Annotated in this window: 25 protein-coding genes; 17 read left to right on the top strand and 8 right to left on the bottom strand. The window is 72.7% G+C overall.

Annotation, left to right across the window (positions count from 1 at the left end; all coding sequences use genetic code 11):
• Positions 1-98: 98 nt before the first annotated feature.
• Positions 99-731 (top strand): hypothetical protein, encoded by a 633-nt coding sequence (locus BLW47_RS19660; protein WP_091559983.1) that lies wholly within the window; start codon positions 99-101, stop codon positions 729-731.
• 12 nt (positions 732-743) lie between these two features.
• Here BLW47_RS19660 and BLW47_RS19655 read toward each other — a convergent pair whose 3' ends face one another.
• On the bottom strand, positions 744-1526 hold the full coding sequence (locus BLW47_RS19655; protein WP_245736799.1) for a hypothetical protein: 783 nt from the start codon (positions 1524-1526) through the stop codon (positions 744-746).
• A 453-nt stretch (positions 1527-1979) separates the two neighbouring features.
• Between BLW47_RS19655 and BLW47_RS19650 the strand changes: the two genes are divergently transcribed.
• Entirely contained in the window at positions 1980-2921 is a 942-nt protein-coding gene (locus BLW47_RS19650; RefSeq protein WP_245736797.1) for an endonuclease/exonuclease/phosphatase family protein, read from the top strand.
• Between the two features lie 26 nt (positions 2922-2947).
• On the opposite strand, the gene BLW47_RS19645 is transcribed toward BLW47_RS19650, so the two are convergent.
• The 4 genes from BLW47_RS19645 to BLW47_RS19630 form a co-directional block, all read right to left on the bottom strand.
• Positions 2948-3373: an OsmC family protein gene (locus BLW47_RS19645; RefSeq protein ID WP_091559972.1), complete on the bottom strand. Its 426-nt coding sequence runs from the start codon at positions 3371-3373 to the stop codon at positions 2948-2950.
• An 88-nt stretch (positions 3374-3461) separates the two neighbouring features.
• Positions 3462-4277, bottom strand: a complete 816-nt coding sequence (locus BLW47_RS19640; RefSeq protein WP_091559969.1) for an alpha/beta fold hydrolase — start codon at positions 4275-4277, stop codon at positions 3462-3464.
• Positions 4274-5182: an SDR family oxidoreductase gene (locus BLW47_RS19635; protein ID WP_091559964.1), complete on the bottom strand. Its 909-nt coding sequence runs from the start codon at positions 5180-5182 to the stop codon at positions 4274-4276. Before BLW47_RS19635 ends, BLW47_RS19640 begins: the two co-directional genes overlap by 4 nt.
• Positions 5179-6687 (bottom strand): flavin-containing monooxygenase, encoded by a 1509-nt coding sequence (locus BLW47_RS19630; protein ID WP_091559961.1) that lies wholly within the window; start codon positions 6685-6687, stop codon positions 5179-5181. Before BLW47_RS19630 ends, BLW47_RS19635 begins: the two co-directional genes overlap by 4 nt.
• Before the next feature lie 150 nt (positions 6688-6837).
• On the opposite strand from BLW47_RS19630, the gene BLW47_RS19625 reads away from it, so the two are divergent.
• Both BLW47_RS19625 and BLW47_RS19620 read left to right on the top strand, forming a co-directional pair.
• Positions 6838-7455: a TetR/AcrR family transcriptional regulator gene (locus BLW47_RS19625; protein ID WP_175543722.1), complete on the top strand. Its 618-nt coding sequence runs from the start codon at positions 6838-6840 to the stop codon at positions 7453-7455.
• Positions 7456-7606: 151 nt separating this feature from the next.
• The gene (locus BLW47_RS19620; protein ID WP_091559953.1) at positions 7607-8482 is read left to right on the top strand and encodes a lytic polysaccharide monooxygenase auxiliary activity family 9 protein; all 876 of its coding nucleotides are present in this window, start codon (positions 7607-7609) and stop codon (positions 8480-8482) included.
• A gap of 106 nt (positions 8483-8588) precedes the next feature.
• Here the strand turns inward: BLW47_RS19620 and BLW47_RS19615 are convergent, their stop codons facing one another.
• Positions 8589-10052, bottom strand: coding sequence for an aldehyde dehydrogenase family protein (locus tag BLW47_RS19615; protein WP_091559948.1), 1464 nt, complete (start codon positions 10050-10052; stop codon positions 8589-8591).
• Between the two features lie 412 nt (positions 10053-10464).
• Between BLW47_RS19615 and BLW47_RS19610 the strand changes: the two genes are divergently transcribed.
• From BLW47_RS19610 to BLW47_RS19550, 13 genes are all read left to right on the top strand, one after another.
• Positions 10465-11808 carry an MFS transporter gene (locus BLW47_RS19610; protein ID WP_091559943.1) on the top strand — a complete coding sequence of 448 codons (1344 nt, stop codon included), beginning with the start codon at positions 10465-10467 and terminating at the stop codon, positions 11806-11808.
• 140 nt (positions 11809-11948) lie between these two features.
• Positions 11949-13502: a sensor histidine kinase gene (locus BLW47_RS19605; protein ID WP_091559937.1), complete on the top strand. Its 1554-nt coding sequence runs from the start codon at positions 11949-11951 to the stop codon at positions 13500-13502.
• On the top strand, positions 13499-14176 hold the full coding sequence (locus BLW47_RS19600; protein WP_245736795.1) for a response regulator: 678 nt from the start codon (positions 13499-13501) through the stop codon (positions 14174-14176). Before BLW47_RS19605 ends, BLW47_RS19600 begins: the two co-directional genes overlap by 4 nt.
• Positions 14177-14351: 175 nt before the next feature.
• Positions 14352-15347 (top strand): PDR/VanB family oxidoreductase, encoded by a 996-nt coding sequence (locus tag BLW47_RS19595; RefSeq protein WP_091559934.1) that lies wholly within the window; start codon positions 14352-14354, stop codon positions 15345-15347.
• Between the two features lie 29 nt (positions 15348-15376).
• Positions 15377-16102, top strand: a complete 726-nt coding sequence (locus tag BLW47_RS19590) for a PIG-L deacetylase family protein (RefSeq protein WP_091559930.1) — start codon at positions 15377-15379, stop codon at positions 16100-16102.
• Positions 16099-16812 (top strand): 4-carboxy-4-hydroxy-2-oxoadipate aldolase/oxaloacetate decarboxylase, encoded by a 714-nt coding sequence (locus tag BLW47_RS19585; protein WP_091559927.1) that lies wholly within the window; start codon positions 16099-16101, stop codon positions 16810-16812. The genes BLW47_RS19590 and BLW47_RS19585 overlap by 4 nt, the downstream gene beginning before the upstream one ends.
• 11 nt (positions 16813-16823) lie before the next feature.
• Positions 16824-17891 carry an aromatic ring-hydroxylating oxygenase subunit alpha gene (locus BLW47_RS19580; RefSeq protein WP_091559924.1) on the top strand — a complete coding sequence of 356 codons (1068 nt, stop codon included), beginning with the start codon at positions 16824-16826 and terminating at the stop codon, positions 17889-17891.
• Complete coding sequence (locus BLW47_RS19575) at positions 17888-18598, top strand: alpha/beta hydrolase (RefSeq protein WP_091559919.1); 711 nt, start codon at positions 17888-17890, stop codon at positions 18596-18598. The genes BLW47_RS19580 and BLW47_RS19575 overlap by 4 nt, the downstream gene beginning before the upstream one ends.
• A gap of 9 nt (positions 18599-18607) precedes the next feature.
• Positions 18608-18883 carry a muconolactone Delta-isomerase family protein gene (locus BLW47_RS19570; RefSeq protein ID WP_091559916.1) on the top strand — a complete coding sequence of 92 codons (276 nt, stop codon included), beginning with the start codon at positions 18608-18610 and terminating at the stop codon, positions 18881-18883.
• Positions 18883-19065, top strand: a complete 183-nt coding sequence (locus BLW47_RS19565; RefSeq protein ID WP_091559913.1) for a hypothetical protein — start codon at positions 18883-18885, stop codon at positions 19063-19065. Before BLW47_RS19570 ends, BLW47_RS19565 begins: the two co-directional genes overlap by 1 nt.
• Positions 19055-19402, top strand: coding sequence for a protocatechuate 4,5-dioxygenase subunit alpha (gene ligA, locus BLW47_RS19560; protein WP_091559909.1), 348 nt, complete (start codon positions 19055-19057; stop codon positions 19400-19402). The genes BLW47_RS19565 and ligA overlap by 11 nt, the downstream gene beginning before the upstream one ends.
• Entirely contained in the window at positions 19395-20252 is an 858-nt protein-coding gene (locus tag BLW47_RS19555; RefSeq protein WP_091559905.1) for a class III extradiol dioxygenase subunit beta, read from the top strand. Before ligA ends, BLW47_RS19555 begins: the two co-directional genes overlap by 8 nt.
• A 394-nt stretch (positions 20253-20646) precedes the next feature.
• A complete protein-coding gene (locus tag BLW47_RS19550; protein WP_091559901.1) occupies positions 20647-21930 on the top strand; it encodes a citrate synthase in 1284 nt (427 codons plus the stop codon).
• A gap of 84 nt (positions 21931-22014) precedes the next feature.
• On the opposite strand, the gene glgB is transcribed toward BLW47_RS19550, so the two are convergent.
• Positions 22015-23898: a 1,4-alpha-glucan branching protein GlgB gene (gene glgB / locus BLW47_RS19545; RefSeq protein WP_139307377.1), complete on the bottom strand. Its 1884-nt coding sequence runs from the start codon at positions 23896-23898 to the stop codon at positions 22015-22017.
• Positions 23895-24844 (bottom strand): glycosyltransferase family 4 protein (locus tag BLW47_RS19540; protein ID WP_139307376.1); only part of this gene is annotated, 950 nt, incomplete at its 5' end. The genes BLW47_RS19540 and glgB, both read right to left, overlap by 4 nt.

Here is a 24844-nt window from a genome sequence, read left to right as displayed (position 1 = left end):
ATGGAAACGAATGGATTTCGCAATACCTTCGCGAAATCCCGCGCGCTGCCGAGAGGATGACCGAGGGGCAACTGACTGGCTGGGTGGGGGAACACGGAATGGAATTCTCGGTGGTGGAGCTGGGGTATGACCGCGAGCAGGTCGACCACTGCCTGGAGGATCTCGGCGAACAGCTCGACAGGATGACGACGGAGACGCGGGCCGCCGTCGCGGCGGCCGCGGAGCTGACGCTGTTGCGCGAAGAGGTGACGCGACTGCGTCGGATGCTGCGCGGCCGCCCGGCGGTGTACCGGACGTCGGCGCGGCTGCACCACATGCTCGAGCTGGCGCAGGAGGAGGCGACCGAGATCGTGGCGCAGGCGAACGCCGAGTTGGCGGCCGCCCGTCGCGAGGCCGCGCAGGTGCGCGAGCAGGCGTACAACGACGCGCTGCAGGCGCGACGGGACTTCGAGGCCGCGCTGCACGCACGCCGGCGGCGTGAGCAGGAGGTCGACGTGATCCTGCGGCAGATCCGCTTCACCGACCGGGCGGACGCGCCGGGGGAGCCGACGCCGGGCGCGACCCCGGGGCGGCAGCCGGCGGCCCCGGCGGCGCGGACCGGGACCGGCGGCGGCGACGCGCAGCCGCCGGCGTCGAACGGCGGGAGCGCGCCGGCCGACGGCGGGTCGCCGCGTCCGGCGGGGGCGCGGTGGCCCCGGATCCGCAGTCGGATGATCTCCGCTGGGCGGTAGTGACCGGAGGTGTCAGGTGAGGAGCGCGTCCACCACGGCGGTCGCCCTCGGTTCGTGCTTGGCGTACGCGTCCGGGAACGCCGACTTCTGCACGCGCTGCGCCGCGACCGTCAGGCTGAGCTGCTCCCAGCCGGGCACCTTCAGCAGTTCCCGGTAGAACTGCTGCGCGGCGAACGCCGGGCGCATCAGGTCGCGCACCGCGCCCCACCCGGTGCTGCTCCGCTGCTGGAAGAGCCCGACCGAGTCGTGGTCGTACCCCATGCCCTGGTTCGGGTAGTTCTGCGACTCCGGCACCACGCCGCTGGCGAGGTTGTAGAGGTTGCTCTCCTGCATCGCCGTGGCGACCGCGACGATGAGCCCGAAGCGCGGCACCTTCTCCTTGGCGCCCGCCTGCACGATGGCGCGGGCGTTGTCCATCTGGGCCTGGGTGAGACCGGCGACCGGCGCGACCCGGGCCGGAGCGGGCGGCTTCTTCGGTGTCGGTGTGGCGGCGGGCGTGGGGCTGGCCGTCGGCGACGGGGTGGCGGCGGCGCGGTCGAAGGAGCGCGATGCGGCCTGATCGGCGGCGGCGTCCCGTTCGGCGATCGCGGCCGGCGAGACGGGTGCGGTGTCGGTCGGCCGCTGGGCCTCCGTGTACGCGACGAAGCCGAGCGCCCCGACGAACGCCGTGGCGACCCCGAGCCGCAGCGGCCGGGACGTCAGCAGCCGCCGGCGGCGGAGCCCGAGCGGGTCGGAGTCGGCCGCGCGCGTGGCGCGGTGCCGGCCGGGGGGCTGGTTGGCCGAGGGGGGGTCCACCGAACGGGCAACTCGGCCCGGGGTGCCCGCCGCATGCTGAGGTCGCTTCTTCTGCCGCACGCGCCGAGGCTAAACACGGTTTTCACCGATGTGACGGGCCGGCTGTGTGGGATGCCGCACACTTACCGGCTGAGTAGTCAGTCAGGTTGTGGGAAGCCGGGCGGGACGGGTCGGTACACGGCGAGCGCACTATGTCCGTCTTATCGGTTTTATGGGTCTAAACCTCGCAATTCTCGCCGCACTGTGCGGCGCTCGCGCGCCCCGGGACCGGTCGGGGGAACGGCCGAGGGCGCCCCGGCCGATCGGGGCGGCCGCCGCTCGGGTGATCGGACGACGGCGCGGCCGCCCACTGCCGGCGGCCCCGGCCGGGCGCCGCGGGGCGTCGGCGGCGGTCGCGACCGGTCGGCCTGACTCGCCGTCTGCCTGCCGTCGCCCTCCGTTACCATGCCGCCGGTGGGGACGGAGAACATCAGCACCGGGGCTCAGGCCCTGCCGTCGCGGTCCCGCGGCGGCGGGATCGTCATCGCCGCGACCCTGCTCACCGCGCTGCTCGCCGGGCACCGCTTCATCCCCAACGTCCGCGGCGTCGGCAGCCTGATCGACAGCGGCGCACCCTTCCTCGGCCTCGGCGTTCCCGTCCTCGCGCTCACCGCGCTGCTCCGTCGGTCGCGGCGGGCGCTGCTGGCCGTGCTGGTGCCGGCCGTCGCCTGGGCCGCGCTCTTCGGCGCCGTCTGGCTGCCCGACGGTGGCGGGCCGGTCGAGCTGCGGGTGGCGAGCCAGAACCTGAAGGTGGGCAACGCCGACCCGTCCGCCACCGTGCGCGCCGTCGTGGCGAGCGACCCCGATGTGATCGCGCTGCAGGAGATCGCCGGTGAGGCGCGGCCGTCCGTGCGGGAGACGCTGCGCGATCGCTATCCGCACGAGGCCGAACAGTCCACGGTCGGGCTCTGGAGTCGGTGGCCGATCCGGGAGTCGGTCGGCGTCGACACCGGCCTGCCGTGGACGCGCGCGCTGCGCGCCGTGGTCGCCGCGCCCACCGGCGACGTGGTCGTCTACGTCGTGCACCTCGGCTCGGCGCGGGCCGGCCGGACCGCGACCCGCGACCACACCGTCGAGGCGCTCTCCGCCGCGCTGCGCCGCGACGGCGCACAGCGGATCATCGTGCTCGGCGACTTCAACACCGCGACCACCGACCGGATGATGGCGCCGCTGACCGACCAGCTTCACGACGCGCAGGCGGAGGCCGGGCGGGGCTTCGGCTTCACCTGGCCGTCGGCGCTGCCGGTGACCCGGCCGGACCACGTGCTCTACCGGGGTCTGACCGCCGCCTCGGCCGGTGTCGTGCGGACCCCGGCCAGCGACCACCGGGCGGTCGTCGCCGGTTTCCGCCGGTGACACACCCGCCAGTCCGTACGCGCGCGTCAGCGCGCCTCGTGGCCGGCCGGCACCACTGTCAGGGTGTGCCGCGGCTCCCCGTCGCGGCAGAACGGCCAGAGCCGGTCGGCGTACTCGACCAGCGATGACAGCTGTCGCGGCGAGAGGCCGCACGAGCCGATACTGGCCCGGACATCGGCGCGGTAACAGCCGTCCTCGTCGCGCTGCAACCGCGCCTCGGCCCGCACCTGGACGGTGTGCGACTCGTCGGTGATCTGGGTGGACGCCTCGACGGCGGCGTGGTGCAGGCACGACGCGAACGCCGCCGCCAGCAGCTGTTCCGGGGTGAGGCCGGTGCCCTCGGGCGCCAGCGGCGAGGAGAGTCTCGTCGATAGCTCCCCGTCGTCGGTGCGCACGCGTCCGCCCTCCGCGGTCGCCACGGCCTGGTGCACCCATGAACTCGAACTCGGCATCGTCGAAACCTCCGCGTTGTCCCACCCGCCAACGCCGTACCCGGCCCGGACCTGGTGAAACGCCGCGCGCGGCCGCCCGGTCGGCGGGTCAGCCCGACACCTCCCGGGCGGGGGACGCCGCCGTCGTGGTGGACAGGATCACCGCGGCGACCAGCTCGGGGTCGTCGTGCATCGGCACGTGGCCGCAGCCGACCAGATCGATGTGGGTCGCGGTGGGCAGCAGCTCGCGGGCCAGGTCCGCGCCCTCGTACGGCAGGATCCGGTCCCGGGTGCCCCAGGCGATCGTCACCGGCACGCGCGGCGCGCCCCGGAAGCCGTACCGGCGGCCGGAGCGGGCCACCGCGCGGAACGCGCGCGCGTTGCGCAGCGCCAGCGTGTCGGCGAGCGCCGCCTCGGCGGTGATCCGGCGCGGCCGGGACAGCAGCAGTCCGAACGACATCGCCCGCAGCAGCGACGACCGGTAGGTGGCCCGCAGCACCGGCCGCGGCAGGTGGGCGGCGTACCGGAGCATCCCGAGCAGCCACAGCGCCCGGCGCAGCTGCCGCGGGGTGCAGAACCCGGCCGGCGAGAGCGCGGTCGCGGAGGCGACGCGCCCGGCGGCGGCGAGCTCCAGCGCGATCGCGCCGCCGAGGCTGTTGCCGGCGACGTGCGGGCGCTCCAGCCCCAGCTGGTCGAGGATCTCGCTGATCGCCGTGACCAGCTGCGGCATGTCCTGCGGCAGGCCGGCGGCCGGCAGCGGGGACCGGCCGAAGCCGGGCAGGTCGATCGCGATCACGTCGTGGGTCTCGGCGAGCCGGTCCAGCACCGGCTGCCAGGCCTGCCAGTGGTGGCCGATGCCGTGCAGCAGCACCAGCGGCTCGCCGGCGCCCCGTCGTTCGTACGACAGCGGCAGCTCCATGGTCATCGCTCCTCGGGAGTCGTGGTCGGCGGCGCGACCGCGGTCGGCTGGGGGGTGTGGGCGCCGAATGAGCGACCCAGGGCGCGCGCCTGCGCCTCCATCTGCGGCACCGAGGTGCGCGCGGTGCGGGCGATGATCCGTTCGGCGAGCGGGCCGAGCACCACGGTGCGCATCGCCTGCACCGCGCCGACCACGCGGGGCACGTACACCCGGCGGCGACGCCGCTCGATCGCGTCCACGAACGCCGCGGCGCAGGTCTGCACGGACGTGGTCGAGCCCATCGGCCACGGCAGCTTGCGCAGCGCCTCGCGGAACGCGGGCAGGTCGTCCTTCGCGTCGCGGACCAGGTCGGTGTCGATCCACGACGGATGCGCCGTCCCGACCCGCACGCCGCGGTGCGCGAGCTCGAGCCGGATCGCGTTGCCGAAGTGCTCGACCCCGGCCTTCGACGCGCAGTAGGCGGCCATGCCGGGCAGCGCGGTGAACGCCGCCGCCGAGGAGACCAGCAGGAAGTAGCCGCGCCGGGCGATGACCTCGTCGACCGTCGCGCCGACGGTGCGCATCACGCCGATGAGGTTGACCTCGACCGTACGGGTCAGCGCCTCGATGTCGCCGACGGCGATCGTGCCGCGGTTGGCGACGCCGGCGTTGGCCACCACCGCGTCGATCCCGCCGAGCGCGTCGACGGTGCCCGCCACCGCGCGCGTCAGCGCGGCCTGGTCGGTGACGTCGCACTCGAACCACACGTGCGGCCCGCCCAGCTCCGCCGCGAGGCCGGCGAGCCGCTCGGCCTCCAGCCCGAGCAGCGCGACGCGGGCGCCGCGGGCCGCCGCGAGCCGGGCGGTGTGCTCGCCGATGCCCCGCGCCGCGCCGGTGATCAGGACGACCCTGCCGGCCAGCGAACCCTTCATCGCGCCTCCTCCGCGCCCGCGGCGACCCCGACGCGCTGCGCGACCGGGACCGGCCGGTACGCCGCGGCGTCGAAGCGCCGCGTGCGCAGCCAGTACGACCAGGTGTAACCGGGCCACAGGGTGGAGTTGCGGCCGGTGGCGTCGAGGTACCAGCTCCGGCAGCCGCCCCGCGACCAGACCGTGCCGCCCATCTTGCGGTCGACGCGGGCGACGAAGTCGGCCTGCGCCTCGGGTGTGGGCTCGATCGCCCGGACGCCGGTGGCGCGCAGGTGCCGCAGCATTCCGAGCAGGTAGCCGATCTGGCACTCGATCATGAACACGACGGAGGTGTGTCCTAGTCCCGTGTTCGGTCCGAGCAGGAAGAACAGGTTGGGGAAGCCGGTGACGGACGTCCCCTGGTAGGCGCGCATGGTGTCCCGCCAGGTGTCGGCGAGGGTGCGCCCGTCGCGTCCGCGCAGCCGCTGTGCGAGCGGCATGTCGGTGACGTGGAACCCGGTGCCGAAGATGATGGTGTCGGCCTCGTGCAGGCTGCCGTCCCGGGTGACGACGCCCTCCGGCCGGATCTCCGCGATGCCGTCGGTGACCACGTCCACGTTGTCGCGGGCGAGCGCCGGATAGTAGTCGTTGGAGAGCAGCACGCGCTTGCACCCCATGGTGTAGCTCGGGGTGAGCTTCGCGCGCAGCGCCGGGTCCTTGATCGCCCGGTTGAGGTGGGTCCGCGCGATCCGTTGCGCCACGCGCATCACCGCGGGGTGCAGGAAACCGACGGCCATCGCCTCGCGTCCCCAGTAGACCCCGGCGCGGGCCAGCCGCTGCGCCCCCGGCACGTGCCGGAACAGGCGTTTCTCGATGCCGGTGACGGCGCGGTCGGCGCGGGGCATCACCCAGGGCGGGGTGCGCTGGAACAGGTGCAGCCGCTCAACGGCCGGCGCGATCCGGGGCACGAACTGGATCGCCGAGGCCCCGGTGCCGATCACCGCGACCCGGCGTCCGGTCAGGTCGTGGTCGTGGTTCCAGCGCGCGGAGTGGAAGACCTCGCCGGCGAAGGTCTCCAGCCCGGGCAGGTTCGGGATGGACGGCTCGCTCAGCGGCCCGCCGGCGGCGACCAGGAACTCGGCCGTGTAGCGCCCCTGCGACGTGTCTATCACCCAGCGCCCGGCAGCGTCGTCCCAGGCCGCGGCGTGCACCTCGTGCTCCAGCCGTAGGTGCGGTCGCACGCCGTGCTCGGCGACGCACCGGCGCAGGTAGGCCCAGATCTCCGCCTGCCCGGAGAAGCTGCGGCTCCATTCCGGGTTCGGCGCGAACGACAGGGAGTACATGTGGGAGGGCACGTCGCAGGCGCAGCCGGGGTACGAGTTGTCGCGCCAGGTGCCGCCGACGTCGCCGCCGCGGTCGAAGACGACGAAGTCGCGGTAGCCCTCCCGGCGGAGCCGGATCGCGGCGCCGATGCCGCCGAAACCCGCGCCGATGATCGCGATGTGCGAATGGCGTTCGTCGGTCGTCATCGCGGCCCGCTCCTCACTGGACGCAGTGGTACCGCCCGGTACCACCCGTCAAGCGGGAAGTTACCACCGCGTTAACCAGAGCGGTAGATGTGAATTCTCGGCGGTACGATTCCGTACCGGCGCCGTCGCGGCGCGGAGCAGGGAGAGAGCGTGGCCACGACATCACGGGCCGCCGCCGAGGTGCGGCTGAGCCTGGCTCACGGGCTGGCGGCGGCGGTCACCGAAAAGGGGTACGCGGCGAGCACCATCGCCGACATCGTCGCGCACGCCCGCGTCTCCAAGCGGACCTTCTACGAGCACTTCGCCGACAAGGAGGAGTGCCTGATGGCGTTCTACGCCGACGCCGCCGCCCGGCTGATCGAGGTTGTGCGCGCCGCCGGCACGCCGGACCAGCCGTGGCGCGAGCGGGTGCGGGTGGTCGTGACGGCGTATCTGTCCGCGCTGGACGCGCTGCCGGCGGTCAGCCGTACGCTCCTGGTCGAGATCCAGGCCGCCGGGCCGCGCGCGTACGGGCTGCGGCAGGAGATGCAGCGGCGCTTCGCCGACGCGCTCGTGCAGATCGTCGACGAGGGGCGCGCGGCGAACCCGGAGATCCCGCCGCTGGCCCCTGCGCTGGCCGTGGCGCTCGTCGGCGGGATCAACGAGCTGATGCTCCAGGTCGTCGACCCGTACGCCGGCGAGGACGGTTCGCCGGGCACCGCCGCCTTCAGCACCCTGACCGAGTCGATCGTCCACCTCGTCTCGGCGGTCCTGACCTACCGCCCGTGACCGTCGGCCCGCCGTGCCTCCACGCGGACCCGAAAAAGGGCTGAACGATTGACCCGTCGCGCCCGTAATACGGCATAGCACCGGGTCCGCGTGGACCCGGTCCCCACTGTGGACCGGCGACGTCGCCGCGCCGGGCGAAGGAGGCCCCCCGATGACCGTACGCCGCACGCTCGCCGCCCTGGGCCTCGCTCCGGTCCTGCTGCTGGCCGCCGCGCCCACACCGGCCCGCGCCCACGGTGCGATGACCGACCCGGTCAGCCGCGCGGCGGCGTGCGCGTCGGAACAGCGGGCCGGGCTGCCGGTGTGCCGGGCCGCGGTGGCGGCCGGCGGCGGCCACGCGCTGGCGGACTGGGACAACCTGCGCATCGCCAACGTGCGGGGACGCGACCGCGAGCGGATCCCGGACGGTCAGCTCTGCAGCGGCGGACTCGACCGGTTCGCCGGGCTCGATCTGGCGCGCGGTGACTGGCCGACGACGCGGCTGCGCGCCGGCAGCCCCTTCACGTTCCGCTACGGCATCAGGATCCCGCACCGCGGCACGTTCCGGCTCTACCTCACCCGCGACGGTTACGACCCGGCCCGTCCGCTCCGCTGGTCCGATTTGGACGTCCGCCCGTTCCTGACCGCCACGGACCCGGCGCTGCGCTCCGGGGCGTACACGATGACCGGCACGCTGCCGGCCCGCACCGGCCGGCACGTCATCTACACCATCTGGCAGAACTCGGACACCCCCGACACCTACTACTCCTGCTCCGACGTGGTTCTCACCGGTGCCGGCGGCGCCGCCCCGACCGCCCGTCCGAGCGCCACTCTGCGCGCGACCGCGAGCGCGTCGCCCAGCGCGTCGGCGGCGGCGTCCCCGGTCGTCTCCACCGCTGCGACGCCCGCCGCGGAGACCGCCGCGCTCGACCCGGTCGCCCGAATCGAGCAGGACCCGGTGCGGCGGCTCGCGCTGCCGGCCGCCGCCTCCCTCGTGCTGGTCGCCGTGGCCGTCGCGGTCGCGCTCCGACGTCGCCGCCGCGCCTGACCCGCGCCGCCGGCCCGCGTCGCTCGGACTCGGCACGTCGAGCGCCGATGGGCCGGGGGTCCGGAAGGACCCCCGGCCCATCGCCGGGTGCGGGTGGCGGAACGGGTCAGGCGGGGAAGCCCACCGCGTGGGTGTCCATGAACTCGCGGACCCCCTCGATGCCCATCTCGCGGCCCATGCCGCTGTGGTTGAAGCCGCCGAAGGGGGCGCGCTCGTCCAGGTGGGCCGCGCCGTGCGCGTTGACGAACGTGTAGCCGGTGCGCAGCTGCTTGGCCACCGCGGCGGCCCGGTCGAGGTCCTGCGTCCAGACCGACGAGCACAGGCCCGACCACGTGTCGTTGGCCCGGGCGATCGCGTCGTCGTCGTTGTCGAACGGCAGGATCGGCAGGGTCGGGCCGAACTGCTCCTCGACGACCACGCGGGCGTCGTCGGCCGGATCCAGCACCAGCGACGGCCGCAGGAAGTTGCCGCGGGAGAGATCGGCGCCCTCGGCCGGCTCGCCGAACTCGCGCACCTCGGTTCCCGCCGCGCGGGCGGCACCGGTGAGCTCCCGGACGTACTCCAGCTGCCGGCGGCTGTGCAGCGGGCCCATCGTGACGCCTTCGTCCAGGCCGTGGCCCAGGCGCTGGGCGGCGGCGATCGCGGACAGCCCCTCGACCACCTCGTCGTACCGCGAGCGGTGCACATAGAGCCGCTTGGTGGCCATGCAGATCTGGCCGGTGGAGTCGAAGGTGCCGGTGAACAGCCGCTGCATCGCCTCCGGGCCGAGGTCGGCGTCGGCCAGCACGATCGCCGGGTCGTTGCCGCCGAGCTCCAGCGCCACCCGGGTCAGGGACCCGGACGCCATCTCCATGATCCGCTTGCCGCCGCCGACGCTGCCGGTGAAGCAGACCTTCTTGACGCGGTCGTCGGAGATGAGCGCCGCGCCGATCTCCGCGTCGGCGCCGGTGACGACGTTGAGCACGCCCGGCGGCAGGCTCTGCGCCACGAGCTGCACCGTGCGGACGGTGGCCAGGGGCGCGGTGGGTGGCGGCTTCACCACGACGGTGTTGCCGGCCAGCAGCGCCTGGGGGAGCGACGCGGCGAGGATCGCCAGCGGCCAGTTGAACGGGACGATGATGGTCACCACGCCCAGCGGCAGGTAGGAGATCTCGGTCCGGTACGGCGGGGCGGGCAGGTGGGTCACGTGCTCCAGCTCGTCGGCCAGGCCGGCGGCCAGGTTGAACCGGTGCGCGAAGACGATGGAGTCGATGAACGACTCCATCCGGATCTTGCCGTTCTCGCGCGTCAGGACCTCCGCCGTCGCCGGCCGGTCGGCCTCCAGCGGCGCGAGCGCCGCGGTCAACAGCGCCGCCCGCTCCTGCGGGGTCCGCGCCGCCCAGGCCGGGAACGCCCGGTGCGCGGCGGCGACGGCCAACTCCGCCTGCTTGCTGCTCGCGGCTGCCGCGTAGCCGACCACGGACACGCCGTCCGCCGGGTCGACGATGCGCAGCGCGTCGTCGGCGGTGTGCACGGCGCCGTCGATGAAGAGATCGGTCCTGATCTCGGGTAGCTGGTCCAGTGACACCATCTGATCTCGTTCCTCTCGGGTGCCGGCGGGGGACCGGGCGACCGGCTGCGGAGTGTGGGTCGGGCCACAGTAGCCCGGCCCGGCGGGTCGACTCCCGAGCAATCGGACGCGCGTCGATCAGGGCGTTCCGGCGAGTCTGCCTGCGTCATCTGACGTAGGCCACCGGTGACCGGGCGGTGGCGGCGGAAGTCCCCGAGGTGGCCGAGGCGATCCTCGCGCCCGCGCTGAGCCGTGCCTTCCCGCGAGCGGTACGACAGATGACGTAGACCGCCCCGGCACAGACGACGCGGCGCGGCCGGGTCGGTGGGCTCGGGTTTCTGCCGCGTTAACAAGTTTTCATTCACGTAACCGTGAGACCGGCATCACAGGTCGTGACGAACGTTCCCCAGCCGGCGTCCAGAGGAGTGCGCACGTGGCCCCACCCACAACCCCCCACGCGCCGTCGAAGCGCAGCATCTTCGCTGCCAGCTTCCTCGGCACGTCCATCGAATGGTACGACTACTACATCTTCGGCACCGCGGCGGCGCTCGCGTTCGGCACTCTGTTCTTCCCGGACTTCTCGCCCGTTGCCGGGACTCTCGCCGCCTTCGCCACCTTCGCCGTCGGCTTCGTCGCCCGCCCCCTGGGCGCCGCGATCATCGGACACTTCGGTGACCGGATCGGCCGCAAGTCGATGCTGATCATCACCCTGCTGATGACCGGCGGCGCGACGTTCGCCATCGGCCTGCTGCCGACCTACGCGGCGATCGGCGTCGCGGCGCCGCTGCTGCTGGTGCTGCTCCGCCTCGTCCAGGGGTTCGGTGTCGGCGGCGAATGGGGCGGGGCGGTGCTGATCGCCACCGAGAACGCCTCGCCGCGGCGCCGCGCCCTCTACGGCAGCTTCGCGCAGCTCGGCCTGCCGGTCGGCGTGCTGCTCTCCAACCTCGCCTTCCTGGCCGTCTCCGGGATGTCCGACGCGGACTTCCTCAGCTACGGGTGGCGCATCCCGTTCATCGTGAGCATCGTCCTGGTCGTCGTGGGCTTCCTGGTCCGCAGCCGGCTGCAGGACGCGCCGGAGTTCCAGGAGGTGAAGAAGGAGAAGGCGGTCAGCCGGGTCCCGATCGCCGACCTCGTGCGGCGGCAGCCGCGGGCGCTGATCCTCGCCAGCCTGGCCTCGATCGCCTCGCCCGCGGTCGGCTACACGGTGATCGTGTACATGCTGAGCTACGGCACCACGGTGGTCGGCTTCGCGCGGACCACGCTGCTCACGCTGATCCTGTTCTCCACCGTCGCCTGGGGTGGCGCGATCATGGCCTCCGCCGTGTTGGCGGACCGGTTCGGATCGAAGCGGGTGTTCGGCATCGGCGTGCTGACCGCGGTGATCTGGCCGCTGCCCATGTTCGCGCTGGTCAGCACCGGCGACACGATCGCGGCGCTGATCGCCTTCATGGTGGCCGCGGTGGTGCAGGGGCTCATGGCCGGTGCCCAGGGCGGTCTGTTCACCGAGATCTTCGAGGTGCGCACCCGGTACAGCGGCATTTCCATCGCCTACCAGCTCGGCGGCATGATCGGCGGCGCGGTGACGCCGATGGCGGCGACCGCGCTGTTCGGCGCGTACAAGTCCGCGACGCCGATCGCCCTCTACGTCTCCGCGCTGGCGCTGGTGAGTCTGCTCGCGACCGTCGGGCTGCCGCGCGCCGCCCGGCCCCGCCCGGACGGGACCGGATCGGCCCTCCCGCCGGTCGCCGGGGTCCCTGCCCGGGAGGCGGCCCGCTGAGCTGAACGAGGGGCCCGCCGGTGCGCGGGTCGGGGCCGCCGGGTCCCGACCCGCGCACCGCGCGGAGGCGATGGGGGACCCGCAGCCGAGCGAGTGGGTACGATTCGTCCCCTACGTCGAGGTAGAGGTGCGTCAGCGAGATGGATCGGCCGGCTGAGGAGGCGGTGCCGGGTATCCCCCCGGAGCCGCTGCTGCGTGCCCTCGTCGCGGTCTCGGCCGACGGTCTGGCCGTCCTCGACGGGCAGGGCCGCTTCGCTCTGGTCAACGCCGCGGCCGCCGATGTGCTGGGGGTGCCCGCCGACGGGCTCATCGGGCACCCGGCCCCCTTCGCCGTGCACGACGCGGACCCCGCCGCACCGGGCGACCACCGGCGCCGTGTCGTGTGGCCCACCCCGGACGGTCGCCGGCGCGACCTGGAGTACCGGCTCGCCCCGCTGGGCGACGGCAGGTACGCGGCCTGGTTCAGCGACGTCACCGATGGCCTGCGCCAGCAGGAGCGGCTGACGGCGATCACGCGGGCGGCCGCCAGCGTGGCCGACGCCGGATCGCTGCGGACGACCCTGGACGCCGTCGCCACCGAGATCGTCATGACCGCGAACATCGCCGCCGTCCAGATCCTGGCGATCGACGATCCGCGCGACGAGCTGCGGGTGCTGGGCATGGCCGGCTTCGGGGACGCGGCCGACTTCGTCGAGCGGCTCAGCGCGTGCCGACGGCTGGGCGCGCACGTCCGCTTCATGGACGCGATCCAGGAACGGGAGCCGGTGGTCGTGCCCAACCGCAAGCCGGCCATCCTGGCCGACCCGGCCTGGGCGCCGCTCCACGCGATCATGGACTATCCGGACTGGGACGGCTTCGTCTCCACGCCCCTGATCGTGCGGGGAAGGACGATCGGCGTCATCAACGCCTACTACGTTCCCGGCGAGGACCCCGGCCCGCACTCACTCGCCTTCCTCCAGGCGATGGCCGACCACGCGGCCATCGCGATCGACATCGCGGCGCACCTGGCCCGTACGCGGTCCCAGGCCCAGTCGGACGAGCGCCGGCGCCTGGCGCGGGACCTGCACGACTCGGTCGTGCAGCAGCTGTTCTCGATGCGTATGCAGGCCGAGGCGCTGCGCAGCCAGGTGGACAGCCGCGACGCCGATCCCGAGCGGATCCGCGGCCGCGCGCGGGAGCTGGCCGAACTGTCGGGCACGGCCCTCGCCGACCTGCGCGGGCTGGTCTTCGAACTGCACCCGTTGGAGCTCGCGGAGCGGGGGCTCGTCGACGCCGTACGGGCCCACGCGGCGAGCCTCGAGGCGCGCGGCGCGCTGGTCGTCGACGTCGAGGCCCCCTCGGAGTTGGCGCCGGAGCTGGCGATAGAGGTGCAGGAGGACCTCTACCGGATCGCCCAGGAGGCGCTGCACAACGTCGTCAAGCATGCCCGCGCCCGGGCCGTACGGGTCCGTTTCGCCCTGGTCGACGGCGCCCTGTCGATGGACGTCACCGACGACGGGTGCGGGGTGGATCCCGGCGCGCGGCCGGCGCCCGCGGGACGCCGGCCGCGGCCCACGCTCGGGCTGGTGTCGATGCGGGAACGGGCGGAGCGGTGGGGCGGCCGGCTGGTCGCCGGCCCGCATCCCGACGGCGGCTGGAGCGTCCGGGTCACCCTCCCGGCGGCGGGCCGGGTGAGGGAGATGACGAGTAGGTGAGCACCGACCAGGCGCAGCGCGCGGTGATCCGGGTGATGGTGGTCGACGACCATGCGATCGTTCGCCGCGGTCTGCTCGCGTACGCCGAGACCCTCCCGTTCCTGCAGGTGGTCGGCGAGGCGGCCGACGGCGAGCAGGCGGTGGCCCTGCTGCGGCAGTGGCTGACCACGGGTGAGCCGATGCCGGACGTGGTGCTGATGGACCTGCAGATGCCCCGGATGGGCGGCGTGGAGGCGACCCGGGCGATCACCCGCGCTCATCCGGACGTCAAGGTCGTCGTCCTCACCAGCTTCGGCGAGGCCGAGCGGGTCCATGCCGCCCTGGAGGCCGGGGCCGCGGGATACCTGCTCAAGGATGCGGACCCGTCGGAGGTGGCCACCGCGATCCGTGCCGCGGCGGCCGGCGAGGTCCACCTCGACTCGGCCGTCACCCGTCAGCTCACCCGGCGGATGACCGCCCCCCAGGTCGGGCTGGCGTCGCTGACCGCGCGCGAGCGGGAGATCCTCGTGCTGCTCGCGCAGGGCAAGTCCAACCGGGAGATCGCGGACGTCCTGCTCATCAGCGAGCGGACGGCACGCACCCACGTCAGCAACATGCTGGCCAAACTGCAGCTCTCCTCACGGACGCAGGCCGCGCTGCTGGCCGTCCGGGAAGGACTCATTCCGCCGGCCTGACCTCCCGGGCCCGCGCGACCGCGACGGATGACGTAGTCGATCCCCGCAGCAATGGACGTGAACCGCTGACATCGCGCCGATCCCCGTCCCCGGTCGCACTCTCTACGTTGGGCGGTGACGGCGGTCATACCGGACCGCCGGCTCACTCCGGCAACGACTCGGGAGGTCCGGCGCCGTGACGACATCCGCGGTCTTCGACGCACCCGCCCCCACCGCGCGCACCAGCTCCGACTTCGAGGCCGACGTCGTCGTGGTGGATCACCGCGACGAGGCGGACGGGGTCGTCGGCCTGCAGCTCTCGCTGCCGGACGGCGCGGCCCTGCCCTCGTGGACGCCCGGTGCGCACATCGACGTGGAGTTGCCGAACGGGTTGACCCGCCAGTACTCGCTCTGCGGAGACCCCTCCGACAGCACCCGCTGGCGCCTCGGCGTGCTGCGTGAGATCGACGGACGGGGCGGCTCGCGGTGGCTCGCGGACGAGCTGACGGTCGGCACGACGCTGCGCATCCGCGGACCCCGCAACAACTTCCCGCTCCAGCCCGCCGTCCGGTACGTCTTCCTGGCCGGCGGAATCGGGATCACGCCGCTGCTGCCGATGATCCGCGCGGCCGAGGCCGCCGGCGCCGACTGGGTGCTGCACTACGGCGGCCGGACCCGCGCGTCCATGGCCTTCCTCACCGAGTTGTCCGAGTACGGGCAGCGGGTGCGGATCTGCCCGCAGGACGAGACGGGGCTGCTCGACCTGGACGCCGCGCTCGGCGCGCCCGCCGCCGACACCCTGGTCTACTGCTGCGGGCCCACCGGCCTGCTCGACGCCGTCGCGGCGCGCTGCGCCGACTGGCCGTCCGGCGCGCTGCGCGTCGAGCGGTTCACCGCCGCCCCGGTGGTCCCCGACGGCGCGGAAACCGGCTTCGAGGTGGTCTGCGAGCGCTCGGGCCTGACCGTCACCGTGACCCCGGAGCAGAGCATCCTGCGGGCGGTGGAGGACGCCGGGATCGACGTGCTCTCCTCCTGCACCGAGGGCATCTGCGGCACCTGCGAGACCACGGTTCTCGAGGGCGAGCCCGACCACCGGGACTCCCTGCTCACCGACGACGAGAAGGCCGCCGGGGACACGATGATGATCTGCGTCTCCCGGTGCCGCGGCCCGCGCCTCGTGCTCGACCTGTAGATCCGCCCGCACCCCAGCTGGAGACGACGATGTCCACTACCCCCTCCGTCCTGGTGATCAGCGCCCACGCCGCCGACTTCGTGTGGCGGGCCGGCGGCGCGATCGCGCTCTCCGCGCAGCGCGGCGCTCCCGTGCACGTGGTGTGCCTGAGCTTCGGCGAGCGCGGCGAATCGCAGGGCCTGTGGAAGCAGGAGGGCATGACGCTCGAGGGGGTCAAGCAGGCCCGCCGCGAGGAGTCCTCGGCCGCGGCCGAGGTGCTCGGCGCCAGCATCGAGTTCCTCGACCTCGGCGACTATCCGCTGCGGGTCGACGACGCCGCCCAGGAGCGGATCGTCGGGATCATGCGTGAGCGGCTGCCGGACGTGATCCTCACCCACGTGGCCAACGACCCGTACAACCGGGACCACAACCTGGCGCACGAGACCACGCTGCTGACCCGCATGGTCGCCCAGGCCCACGGGCACGATCCCGGCGCGAAGCCGCTCGGCGCCGCCCAGGTGCTGCAGTTCGAGCCGCACCAGCCCGAGGTCTGCGGCTTCGTCCCGGAACTGCTGCTGGACATCACGCCGGTCTTCGACCTGAAGACCAGGGCGATGCGGTGCATGGCCGGCGGGCAGGGCCACCTCGTGGACTACTACACCGAGCTGGGCGTGCGCCGGGGCGTGCAGGCGCGCCGCAACGGCGCGCCGAGCAGCGTCATCCACGCCGAGGCGTACAAGCGCACGTTCCCGACCGTGGGGGAGGAGCTTCGATGACCCGTCACGTCATTGTCCGGACCAACCGCCGCCCGGACCCCGAGGCCGTGGCGGTGCTCGCCCGGGCCGGGGTGGCCACGGCGCACGAGGCGATGGGCCGGCGTGGCCTGACGCATCCCGTGCTGCGGCCGATCTACCCGGGCGCCCGGATCGCCGGTCGCGCGGTCACCGTGCTCAGCCAGCCCGGCGACAACCTGATGATCCACGCCTGCATCGAGCAGTGCGGCCCCGGCGACATCCTCGTCGTCACGACCACCTCGCCGTCGACCGACGGCATGTTCGGCGAGCTGTTCGCCACCCAGCTGGCCGCCCGCGGCGTCCTCGGCTTGATCATCGACGCCGGTGTCCGTGACGTCGCCGACCTGACCGCGATGGGCTTCCCGGTCTGGTCGCGCGCCGTCTCCGCCCAGGGCACCGTCAAGGCGACCCCCGGTTCGGTGAACGTGCCGGTCGTGCTCGCCGGGGCGCCGGTGCGCCCGGGCGACGTGATCGTCGCCGACGACGACGGCGTCCTGGTGGTTCCCCGCTCTGATGCCCCGCAGGTCGCCGCCGCGTCCCTGGCCCGCGAGGAGAAGGAGCAGGCCAAGCGCGAGCAGTTCCAGGCGGGCGTGCTCGGCCTCGACCTCTACGGCATGCGCGAGACCCTCGCCCGTCTGGGCGTCACCTACGTCGACGAGCCGGCGGACGACGCCGCGCCCGGCACCCTCTGAGGAGAACTGTCATGGCAGCCAACCCCATCGTCATGAACGGCTGGTACATCGGCGCCTGGTCCGACGAGGTCACGCGGACGCTGACGCAACGGTGGATCTGCGGGCGTCCGGTGTGCTTCTACCGGCTCTCGGACGGCAGCGCGAACGCCATCGAGGACCGCTGTCCGCACCGCCGGTACCCGCTGTCGCTGGGCCGGCTCGACGGCGACGTCATCGAGTGCAACTACCACGGCTACCGCATCGACGGCTCCGGCTCCTGCGTCGGCGTCGCCGAGCAGCCCGACGCCCCGAAGGCGTCGGTGCACCGCTTCCCGGTCGTCGAGCGGTACGGCATCGTGTGGATCTGGCCGGGTGACCCGGAGAAGGCCAACCCGGACGACATTCCGGACGTCTCCTGGCTGACCGACGAGAACTGGACCCACGTGCACGGGGTCGTGCCGTTGAAGGCCCGCCAGGTGCTGCTGGTCGAGAACCTGCTCGACCTGACCCACGAGACGTTCCTGCACCCGAGCAGCATCGGCAACGCCGCGGTCGCCTCGACCCCGATCGACGTGACCAGCGAGGGCAACAAGGTCTCGTTCATCCGGCACATGATCGGGATCGAGGCGCCGCCCTTCTACCGGTCCTCGATGGGCGTCACGACCGACATCGACCGGTGGCAGGACGGCGACTTCTACGCCCCCGGCATCTTCATCCTCAACATCCGGATCGCCCCGACCGGCACCGAGGAGCCCGAGGGCTTCCACATGAAGGTCATCTACGGCATGACCCCGGCGACGGAGACGGAGACGCACGACTTCTTCGCCCTCGGCCGCGACTACAAGATCGATGATGCCGAGCTGTCGGACTTCCAGCTCAGGCAGCAGTTGGCCGTCATGAAGGAGGACGTCGACGCCCTGGAGATCCAGGAGGTCATGGTCGCCACCGACCCGGGGATGGTCGAGTCGTCGATCCGCTCCGACGTGGCGGGCATCCGCGGTCGCCGGCTGCTGGAGCGGATGGCCAAGGCCGAGGCGGCGGCGGCCCAGCCCGCGAACGGTCGTCCGCGCCCGGCGGCGGCTCCGGCGGTGCGGGCATGACCACGTTCGTTCTCGTCCATGGGGCCTGGCACGGCGGCTGGGCCTGGGACCGCGTGGCCCCGCTGCTGCGCGAGGCCGGCCACGAGGTGCACGCGCCGACGCTGACCGGGCTCTCCGAACGGGCCCACCTGCTCTCGCCGCTGGTCGGGCTGGACACCCACATCGAGGACGTCGTCCGGCTCATCGACACCCTCGGCCTGACCGATGTGGTGCTGGTCGGGCACAGCTACGCCGGGCAGATCGTCACCGGCGTGGCGGACCGGCGGCCGGCGGCGATCGCCCGCCGGGTGTACCTGGACGCGTTCGTCGGCAGCGACGGAGAGACGGCCTGGGAGCTGCAGCCCGAGACGGTCGGACACCACTGGGCCGAATCCGCCGCCGAGCAGGGCTTCGGGTGGCTGGTGCCGGTGCGCAAGCTCTCCGTGCTGGGCGTGACCGAACAGGCCGACATCGACTGGTTGACGCCCAGGCTGACCCCGCACCCGTGGAAGACGTACACCGATCCGCTGCGCCTGACGGGCGCGGTCGACGGCGTGCCGGCGGTGTTCATCGAGTGCGTGAGCTGGATGCGGGTGTTCCGGGCGCACGCCGAGCGGGCGCGCGAACGCGGCTGGCCCGTACACGAGTTGGAGACCGGCCACGAGGCGATGGTGACCGCGCCGAAGGAGCTGGCCGGCGTCCTGCTCTCGCTCGTCCGAGACCACTGAGGAGAGATCGTGGAGTTTCTCGTCCGTTCCGAGAACCGCCTGCCCGCCGACACGCCCGCGCAGCGGCGGGAGGAGCTGCGCTCCGCCGAGCGGGCCCGGGCCATGGAGCTGCGGGCCGCGGGCATCCTCAAGCGGCTGTGGCGGGTGCCGGGGCGTAACGCCACCGTCGGGCTCTACGAGGCCGCCGACCCCGCCGAGCTGCACGATGCGCTGATGTCGCTGCCGATGGCGCCGTGGTTGGATGTCCACGTCGAGGCGTTGGCCCAGCACCCGCAGGAGCGCTGATGGCGACGACGGCCGCCGGACGCGAGCTGCGGATCACGTTCCGCCAGTACGACGGCGAGATGCTCGGGACGTGCTGGTGTGGACGGAGCTGGACGAGCGCGCACCCGCGCCAGATGTGGGACTGGCTGGACGACCACGAGCACGCCGTGCCGGCGGAGGGGAGCGCTGCCGATGCTGACTGACATCCCCGGTACGCCGGTCTTCGACGGGCAGACCAGCCGGCGCGGGTTCCGGATGAACAAGCTCTTCATGAGCCTGCGGTTCGCGGCGAACCGGGAACGGTTCCTCGCCGACGAGGGCGCCTACTGCGACGAGTTCGGGCTCACCCCGGAGCAGCGCGCGGCGGTCACCGGCCGCGACTGGCAGGCCATGATCGACCTCGGCGGCAGCATCTTCTACGTGTACAAGCTGGCGATGATGGACGGTCTGTCCATGCAGTACCTCGGGGGTGTCTTCACCGGGATGACCGAGCAGGAGTTCGTGGCGGCGATGCGGGCGGGAGGGCGGTCCGGTGGCTGAGGTGATCTGGGGTCTGGCGACCTCGCACGTGCCGTCCATCGGGGCGGCGATGGACCGCGGCAGGACGCAGGACCCGAACTGGAAGGCGCTGTTCGACGGCTACCAACCGGCCCGCGAGTGGCTGGCCGGACACAAGCCCGACGTCGCGATCCTGGTCTACAACGACCACGCCAACGGCATCGACCTCGACATCGTGCCGACCTTCGGAATCGGGACCGCCGAGCGGTACGACGTCGCCGACGAGGGCTTCGGGCGGCGCCCGGTGCCGGACGTGGTCGGCGACCCGGACCTGTCGCTGCACCTGCTGGAGAAGCTCGTCGACGAGGGCTTCGACCTGACCGTGTTCCAGGAGCTCGCCGTCGACCACGGGTTCACCGTGCCGTTGTCGGTCTGGACGCCGGACCCGGGTGACGCGTGGCCGTGCCCGGTGGTGCCGCTGCTGGTCAACGTCATTCAGTACCCGCAGCCGACGGCGGCGCGGTGCTACGCGCTGGGCCAGGCGCTCGGCCGGGCGATCGCGTCGTACGACAAGGACGTGACGGTGGGCATCCTCGGCACCGGTGGGATGTCGCACCAGCTGGCGGGGGCGCGTGCGGGCATGATCAACGCCGAGTTCGACGCGATGTTCATGGAGGCGATCGAGAAGGATCCGGCGAAGCTCGCGGCGCTCAGCCGCGAGGAGCTGATCCGCGAGGCCGGCTCCGAGGGCATCGAGATGATCATGTGGTTGATCATGCGCGGCGCGATGAACGAGCGCGTGCGCAAGGTGCACTCCCACTACTTCGTGCCGGCGTCGAACACCGCCGCCGGCCTGGCGCTGTTCGACAACCGCGCGGGGCAGACGGCCTGACCGCCACCGGCGTCGGCCGCAGGACGCCCGCCCGGCACGGCCGCGGGAGGTGTGGGTGCATTCGTTGTCGCGACAGCGGCAACAGATGCATCCACATTTCCCGTGCTGCCGCGTGGGGATGCGGCCCGTCGGCGACGGAATCGGCCGCCCTGCACCCACCGCGGCGACCCCGGCCCGTAGAATGCCGTGATTAGGGCAAATCGCCCGTCGCCCTCTACCTCAGCGTGATTGCCCGGTCGCGCCCGGTGGCGGGGGCGCAGCTCGGCGGAAACGCCGCTGGCCGATGGTGACGCATCACTCACAGCTCCGCCGCCGCCGGGGGTTCGACCAGGCGAACGATTACGGTAAAACGTGAGGCATTCAACGAAGATCTGCCGGTAAAGCGAGGGACCACATGACGGATGTCAAGCTCGACCACCCTGGTGGACAGCTGTCTATGCCGGTGCAGCCTGCCGTCGAGGGCCCGTCCGGGATCGACGTCGGTAAGCTGCTGAAGGAGACGGGGCACGTCACTTACGACCCCGGCTTCGTGAACACCGCGGCGTGCGCCTCGGCGATCACCTACATCGACGGCGACGCCGGGATTCTCCGCTACCGCGGCTACCCGATCGACCAGCTGGCCGGGAAGGCGTCCTTCCTCGAGACCTCGTACCTGCTGATCTACGGCGAGCTGCCCACCGCCGAGCAGCTGGCCGAGTTCAGCGGGCGGATCCGGCTGCACACGCTCCTGCACGAGGAGATGAAGCAGTTCTTCGACGGGTTCCCGCGCGACGCCCACCCGATGGCGGTGCTCTCCTCGGCGGTGAGCGCGCTGTCGACCTTCTACCAGGACAGCCTCGACCCGTTCGACCCCGAGCACGTCGAGATGTCGACGGTCCGGCTGATGGCCAAGGTCCCGACGATCGCCTCGTACGCGTACAAGAAGTCGATCGGCCAGCCGCTGCTCTACCCGAACAACGCGCTCGGCTACGTCGAGAACTTCCTGCGGATGACCTTCGGCGTGCCGGCCACCGAGTACGAGGTCGACCCGGTCGTCGCCCAGGTGCTCGACATGCTGTTCGTGCTGCACGCCGACCATGAGCAGAACTGCTCGACCTCGACCGTACGCCTGGTCGGGTCCAGCAACGCCAACCTGTTCGCGTCGGTCTCCGCCGGCGTCAACGCGCTCTTCGGCCCGCTGCACGGCGGCGCGAACCAGGCGGTGCTGGAGATGCTGCAGGCGATCCAGGCCGAGGGCGGCGACGTGAAGTCCTTCGTCCGTCGGGTGAAGGACAAGGAGCCGGGCGTCAAGCTGATGGGCTTCGGCCACCGGGTCTACAAGAACTACGACCCGCGCGCGGCGATCGTGAAGCAGGCCGCCCAGGACGTGCTGAACCGGATGGCGAAGCCGGACCCGCTGCTGGACATCGCGATGCAGCTGGAGGAGATCGCACTCGCGGACGACTACTTCGTCTCCCGCAAGCTCTACCCGAACGTCGACTTCTACACGGGTCTGATCTACAAGGCGATGGGCTTCCCGACGAAGATGTTCACCGTGCTGTTCGCGCTCGGCCGGCTGCCCGGCTGGATCGCGCAGTGGCGCGAGATGATCACGGACCCGACCACCAAGATCGGCCGTCCCCGGCAGCTCTACGTCGGCCCCACCGAGCGGGCGTACGTCCCGATGGACCAGCGCTGACGCCAGGCTGAATACGGCAACGGCCGCGACGCTTTCCGCGTCGCGGCCGTTGCCGTTGTGTGAGGGGAGTGCGCCGGACGGCGCCTACGCCTCGGGGTCGGGGCGGAGCCAGACGGTGGCGTACGGGCCGAGCTGCAGGGTCGCCGAGGCCGGCTGGCCGTGCCGGGCCGGACCGTCGGCGGTGACGCTGCCGAGGTTGCCCACCCCCGAGCCGCCGTAGAGCTCGGCGTCGGTGTTCAGCACCTCCGCCCAGCGCCCGGCCTCCGGCAGCCCGAGCCGGTAGTCGAGGCGCGGCACGCCGGAGAAGTTCACCACGCACGCCAGCGTGCTGCCGTCCGCCCCGCGGCGCTGGAACGCGATCACGTTGTTGTCCCGGTCGTCGTGCCGCAGCCAGCGGAACCCGTCAGACACCGTGTCCTGGGACCAGAGCGCCGGGGAGTCCCGGTAGATCCGGTTCAGGTCCCGGGTCAGGTCCTGCACCCCGGTGACGGACGGGTCGGCGAGCAGGTTCCAGTCGAGCCCGCGCTGCTCGCTCCACTCCTGCTCGTCGGCGAGCTCGCAGCCCATGAAGAGCAGCTGTTTGCCGGGGAACGCCCACATGTAGCCGAGCAGCCCGCGCAGCCCGGCCAGCCGCTGCCAGCGGTCGCCGGGGAGCTTGCGGATCAACGAGCCCTTGCCGTGCACCACCTCGTCGTGGCTGATCGGCAGCAGGAACTGCTCGTCGAAGGCGTACATCGCCGGCAGGGTCAACTCGTCGTGGTGGAAGCTGCGGTGCACCGGGTCCCGCGACACGTAGCCGAGGGTGTCGTGCATCCAGCCCATGTTCCACTTCAGGCCGAACCCGAGCCCGCCCCAGTCGGCCGGGCGCGACACGCCCGGCCACGCCGTCGACTCCTCGGCGATCATCACCGCGCCGGGGTGTTCCCGGTAGACGACGGTGTTGAGCTCCTTCAGCAGGTCGATGGCCTCCAGGTGCGCGTTGCCGCCCTCGTGGTTCGGCTCCCACTGGCCCGGCCCGCGCGAGTAGTCCAGGTAGAGCATCGAGGCGACGGCGTCGACCCGCAGCCCGTCGACGTGGAACTCCTCCAGCCAGTAGAGCGCGTTGGCGATCAGGAAGTTGCGCACCTCCCACCGCCCGTAGTTGAACACCAGGCTGCCCCAGTCCGGGTGTTCCCCGCGGCGCGGGTCGGGGTGCTCGTACAGGGCGGTGCCGTCGAAGCGGGCCAGCGCCCAGTTGTCGCGGGGGAAGTGTGCGGGCACCCAGTCGAGCAGCACCCCGATCCCGGCCCGGTGCAGCCGGTCCACCAGGTAGCGGAAGTCGTCGGGGGAGCCGAACCGGGAGGTGGGCGCGTAGTAGCCGGTGACCTGGTAGCCCCAGGAGCCGCCGAACGGGTGCTCCATCACCGGCAGGAACTCCACGTGGGTGAAGCCGAGATCCGAGACGTACTCGACGAGCTGCTCGGCGAGCTCGCGGTAGCTCAGGCCGGGGCGCCAGGAGCCGAGGTGCACCTCGTAGACCGACATCGGCCGGGCGTGGTGGTCGCCGCGCCGGGCCGCCAGCCACGCCGCGTCCCCCCATTCGTACGCCGACTCGTACACCACCGAGGCGGTGCGCGGCGGCACCTCGGTGGCGGCGGCGAGCGGGTCCGCGCGGTCGGTCCAGGCGCCGTCGGCGCCGTGCACGCGGTACTTGTACCGCTGTCCCGGCGTCACGCCCGGCACGAAGACCGACCAGACGCCGCTGCCCAGCCGCTCCATCACCACGCCGTCGTACGGTCCCCAGCCGATGGCGTCGCCGATGAGCCGGACCTCGCGGGCGTTGGGCGCCCACACCGCGAACCGGCAACCGCCGGCCCGCGGGTGCGCGCCCAACACCGTCCAGAGCCGTTCGTGCCGGCCCTGCGAGATCAGATGGAGATCGAAGTCGCTGATCGTGTCGATGGGGGACGCCTCCAGCGTGCGGGTCACCTACCTGCTCCGGCGAGGAGGTTACCCTCCGGGATCACCACCGCGGGGCGCCCCTGCGCCATCCGGGCCGCCGCCTGCGCGGCGTTGAACGCCGGCGCCTGGGCGATGGCCGCGGAGTAGACCGCGCTGGTCCGGTGTGCGATCGCCGACCAGCCGTACTGGTCGTGGACCATCCGGCGGGCCCGGCGCGCGAGCGCGCGCGCCCGGTCGCGGTCGGCCAGCAGCGCACCGACGGCGTCCGCCAGCGACTCCGGGTTCTTCGGCTGGAAGGTCATGCCGGTCACGCCGGGTTCGACGATCTCGGCGAGGCCGCCGGTCTCGGCGACCGCGAGCGGCGCGCCGGCGGCGGCGCCCTCCAGGGCGACCATCCCGAACGGCTCGTAGATGCTCGGCACCGCGAAGCAGTCGGACGCGGCCATCATCGCCGGCAGCTCGACCCCGCCGAGGAAGCCGGGGAAGGTGACGGTCGAGCGCAGCCCGAGCCGATCGACCTCCGCCTCCAGCTCCGCGCGGTACGGGCCGTCGCCGCCGATCACCACGCGCAGCCCCGGGTGCGCCTGACGCAGCTTCGGCAGCCCGGCGATCAGGTGCTGCACGCCCTTCTCGTAGACCAGCCGGCCGGCGAAGGTCACCAGCGGGCCCTCGCCGGCGAAGCGCTTGCGCGCCTCGACGACGGCCTCCGCCGGCACCTGCCAGCGCTGGATCTCCACGCCGTTGGCGACCACGTCGACGCGCTCGCCGGGCACCTCGAACAGCCCGGTGACCTCGTCCTTCATGTAGCCGGAGCAGACGATGACCCGCGCCGACTCCTGGCTCAGCCACCACTCGACGGAGTGGATCGCCTTGTTCATCTCCTCCGGCAGCCAGCCCTGGTGCCGGCCCGCCTCGGTGGCGTGGATGGTCGCCACCAGCGGGATGTCCAGGTGTTCCTTGAGCGTCATGGCGG

It is taken from the genome of Micromonospora pattaloongensis (assembly GCF_900107255.1).
Lineage (GTDB): Bacteria > Actinomycetota > Actinomycetes > Mycobacteriales > Micromonosporaceae > Micromonospora_I > Micromonospora_I pattaloongensis.
The sequence above is the reverse complement of the archived record's forward strand: the minus strand, read 5'-3'. Positions and strand labels throughout refer to the sequence as shown.

What these genes read in the sequence shown, in the direction of transcription:
- BLW47_RS19660 (WP_091559983.1), top strand. Translation starts at nt 99, where the DNA reads ATGGAATTCTCGGTGGTGGAGCTGGGGTATGACCGCGAGCAGGTCGAC.
- BLW47_RS19645 (WP_091559972.1), bottom strand. Translation starts at nt 3,373, where the DNA reads ATGCCGAGTTCGAGTTCATGGGTGCACCAGGCCGTGGCGACCGCGGAG.
- BLW47_RS19640 (WP_091559969.1), bottom strand. Translation starts at nt 4,277, where the DNA reads ATGACCATGGAGCTGCCGCTGTCGTACGAACGACGGGGCGCCGGCGAG.
- BLW47_RS19635 (WP_091559964.1), bottom strand. Translation starts at nt 5,182, where the DNA reads ATGAAGGGTTCGCTGGCCGGCAGGGTCGTCCTGATCACCGGCGCGGCG.
- BLW47_RS19630 (WP_091559961.1), bottom strand. Translation starts at nt 6,687, where the DNA reads ATGACGACCGACGAACGCCATTCGCACATCGCGATCATCGGCGCGGGT.
- BLW47_RS19620 (WP_091559953.1), top strand. Translation starts at nt 7,607, where the DNA reads ATGACCGTACGCCGCACGCTCGCCGCCCTGGGCCTCGCTCCGGTCCTG.
- BLW47_RS19615 (WP_091559948.1), bottom strand. Translation starts at nt 10,052, where the DNA reads ATGGTGTCACTGGACCAGCTACCCGAGATCAGGACCGATCTCTTCATC.
- BLW47_RS19605 (WP_091559937.1), top strand. Translation starts at nt 11,949, where the DNA reads ATGGATCGGCCGGCTGAGGAGGCGGTGCCGGGTATCCCCCCGGAGCCG.
- BLW47_RS19590 (WP_091559930.1), top strand. Translation starts at nt 15,377, where the DNA reads ATGTCCACTACCCCCTCCGTCCTGGTGATCAGCGCCCACGCCGCCGAC.
- BLW47_RS19585 (WP_091559927.1), top strand. Translation starts at nt 16,099, where the DNA reads ATGACCCGTCACGTCATTGTCCGGACCAACCGCCGCCCGGACCCCGAG.
- BLW47_RS19580 (WP_091559924.1), top strand. Translation starts at nt 16,824, where the DNA reads ATGGCAGCCAACCCCATCGTCATGAACGGCTGGTACATCGGCGCCTGG.
- BLW47_RS19575 (WP_091559919.1), top strand. Translation starts at nt 17,888, where the DNA reads ATGACCACGTTCGTTCTCGTCCATGGGGCCTGGCACGGCGGCTGGGCC.
- BLW47_RS19565 (WP_091559913.1), top strand. Translation starts at nt 18,883, where the DNA reads ATGGCGACGACGGCCGCCGGACGCGAGCTGCGGATCACGTTCCGCCAG.
- ligA (WP_091559909.1), top strand. Translation starts at nt 19,055, where the DNA reads ATGCTGACTGACATCCCCGGTACGCCGGTCTTCGACGGGCAGACCAGC.
- BLW47_RS19550 (WP_091559901.1), top strand. Translation starts at nt 20,647, where the DNA reads ATGACGGATGTCAAGCTCGACCACCCTGGTGGACAGCTGTCTATGCCG.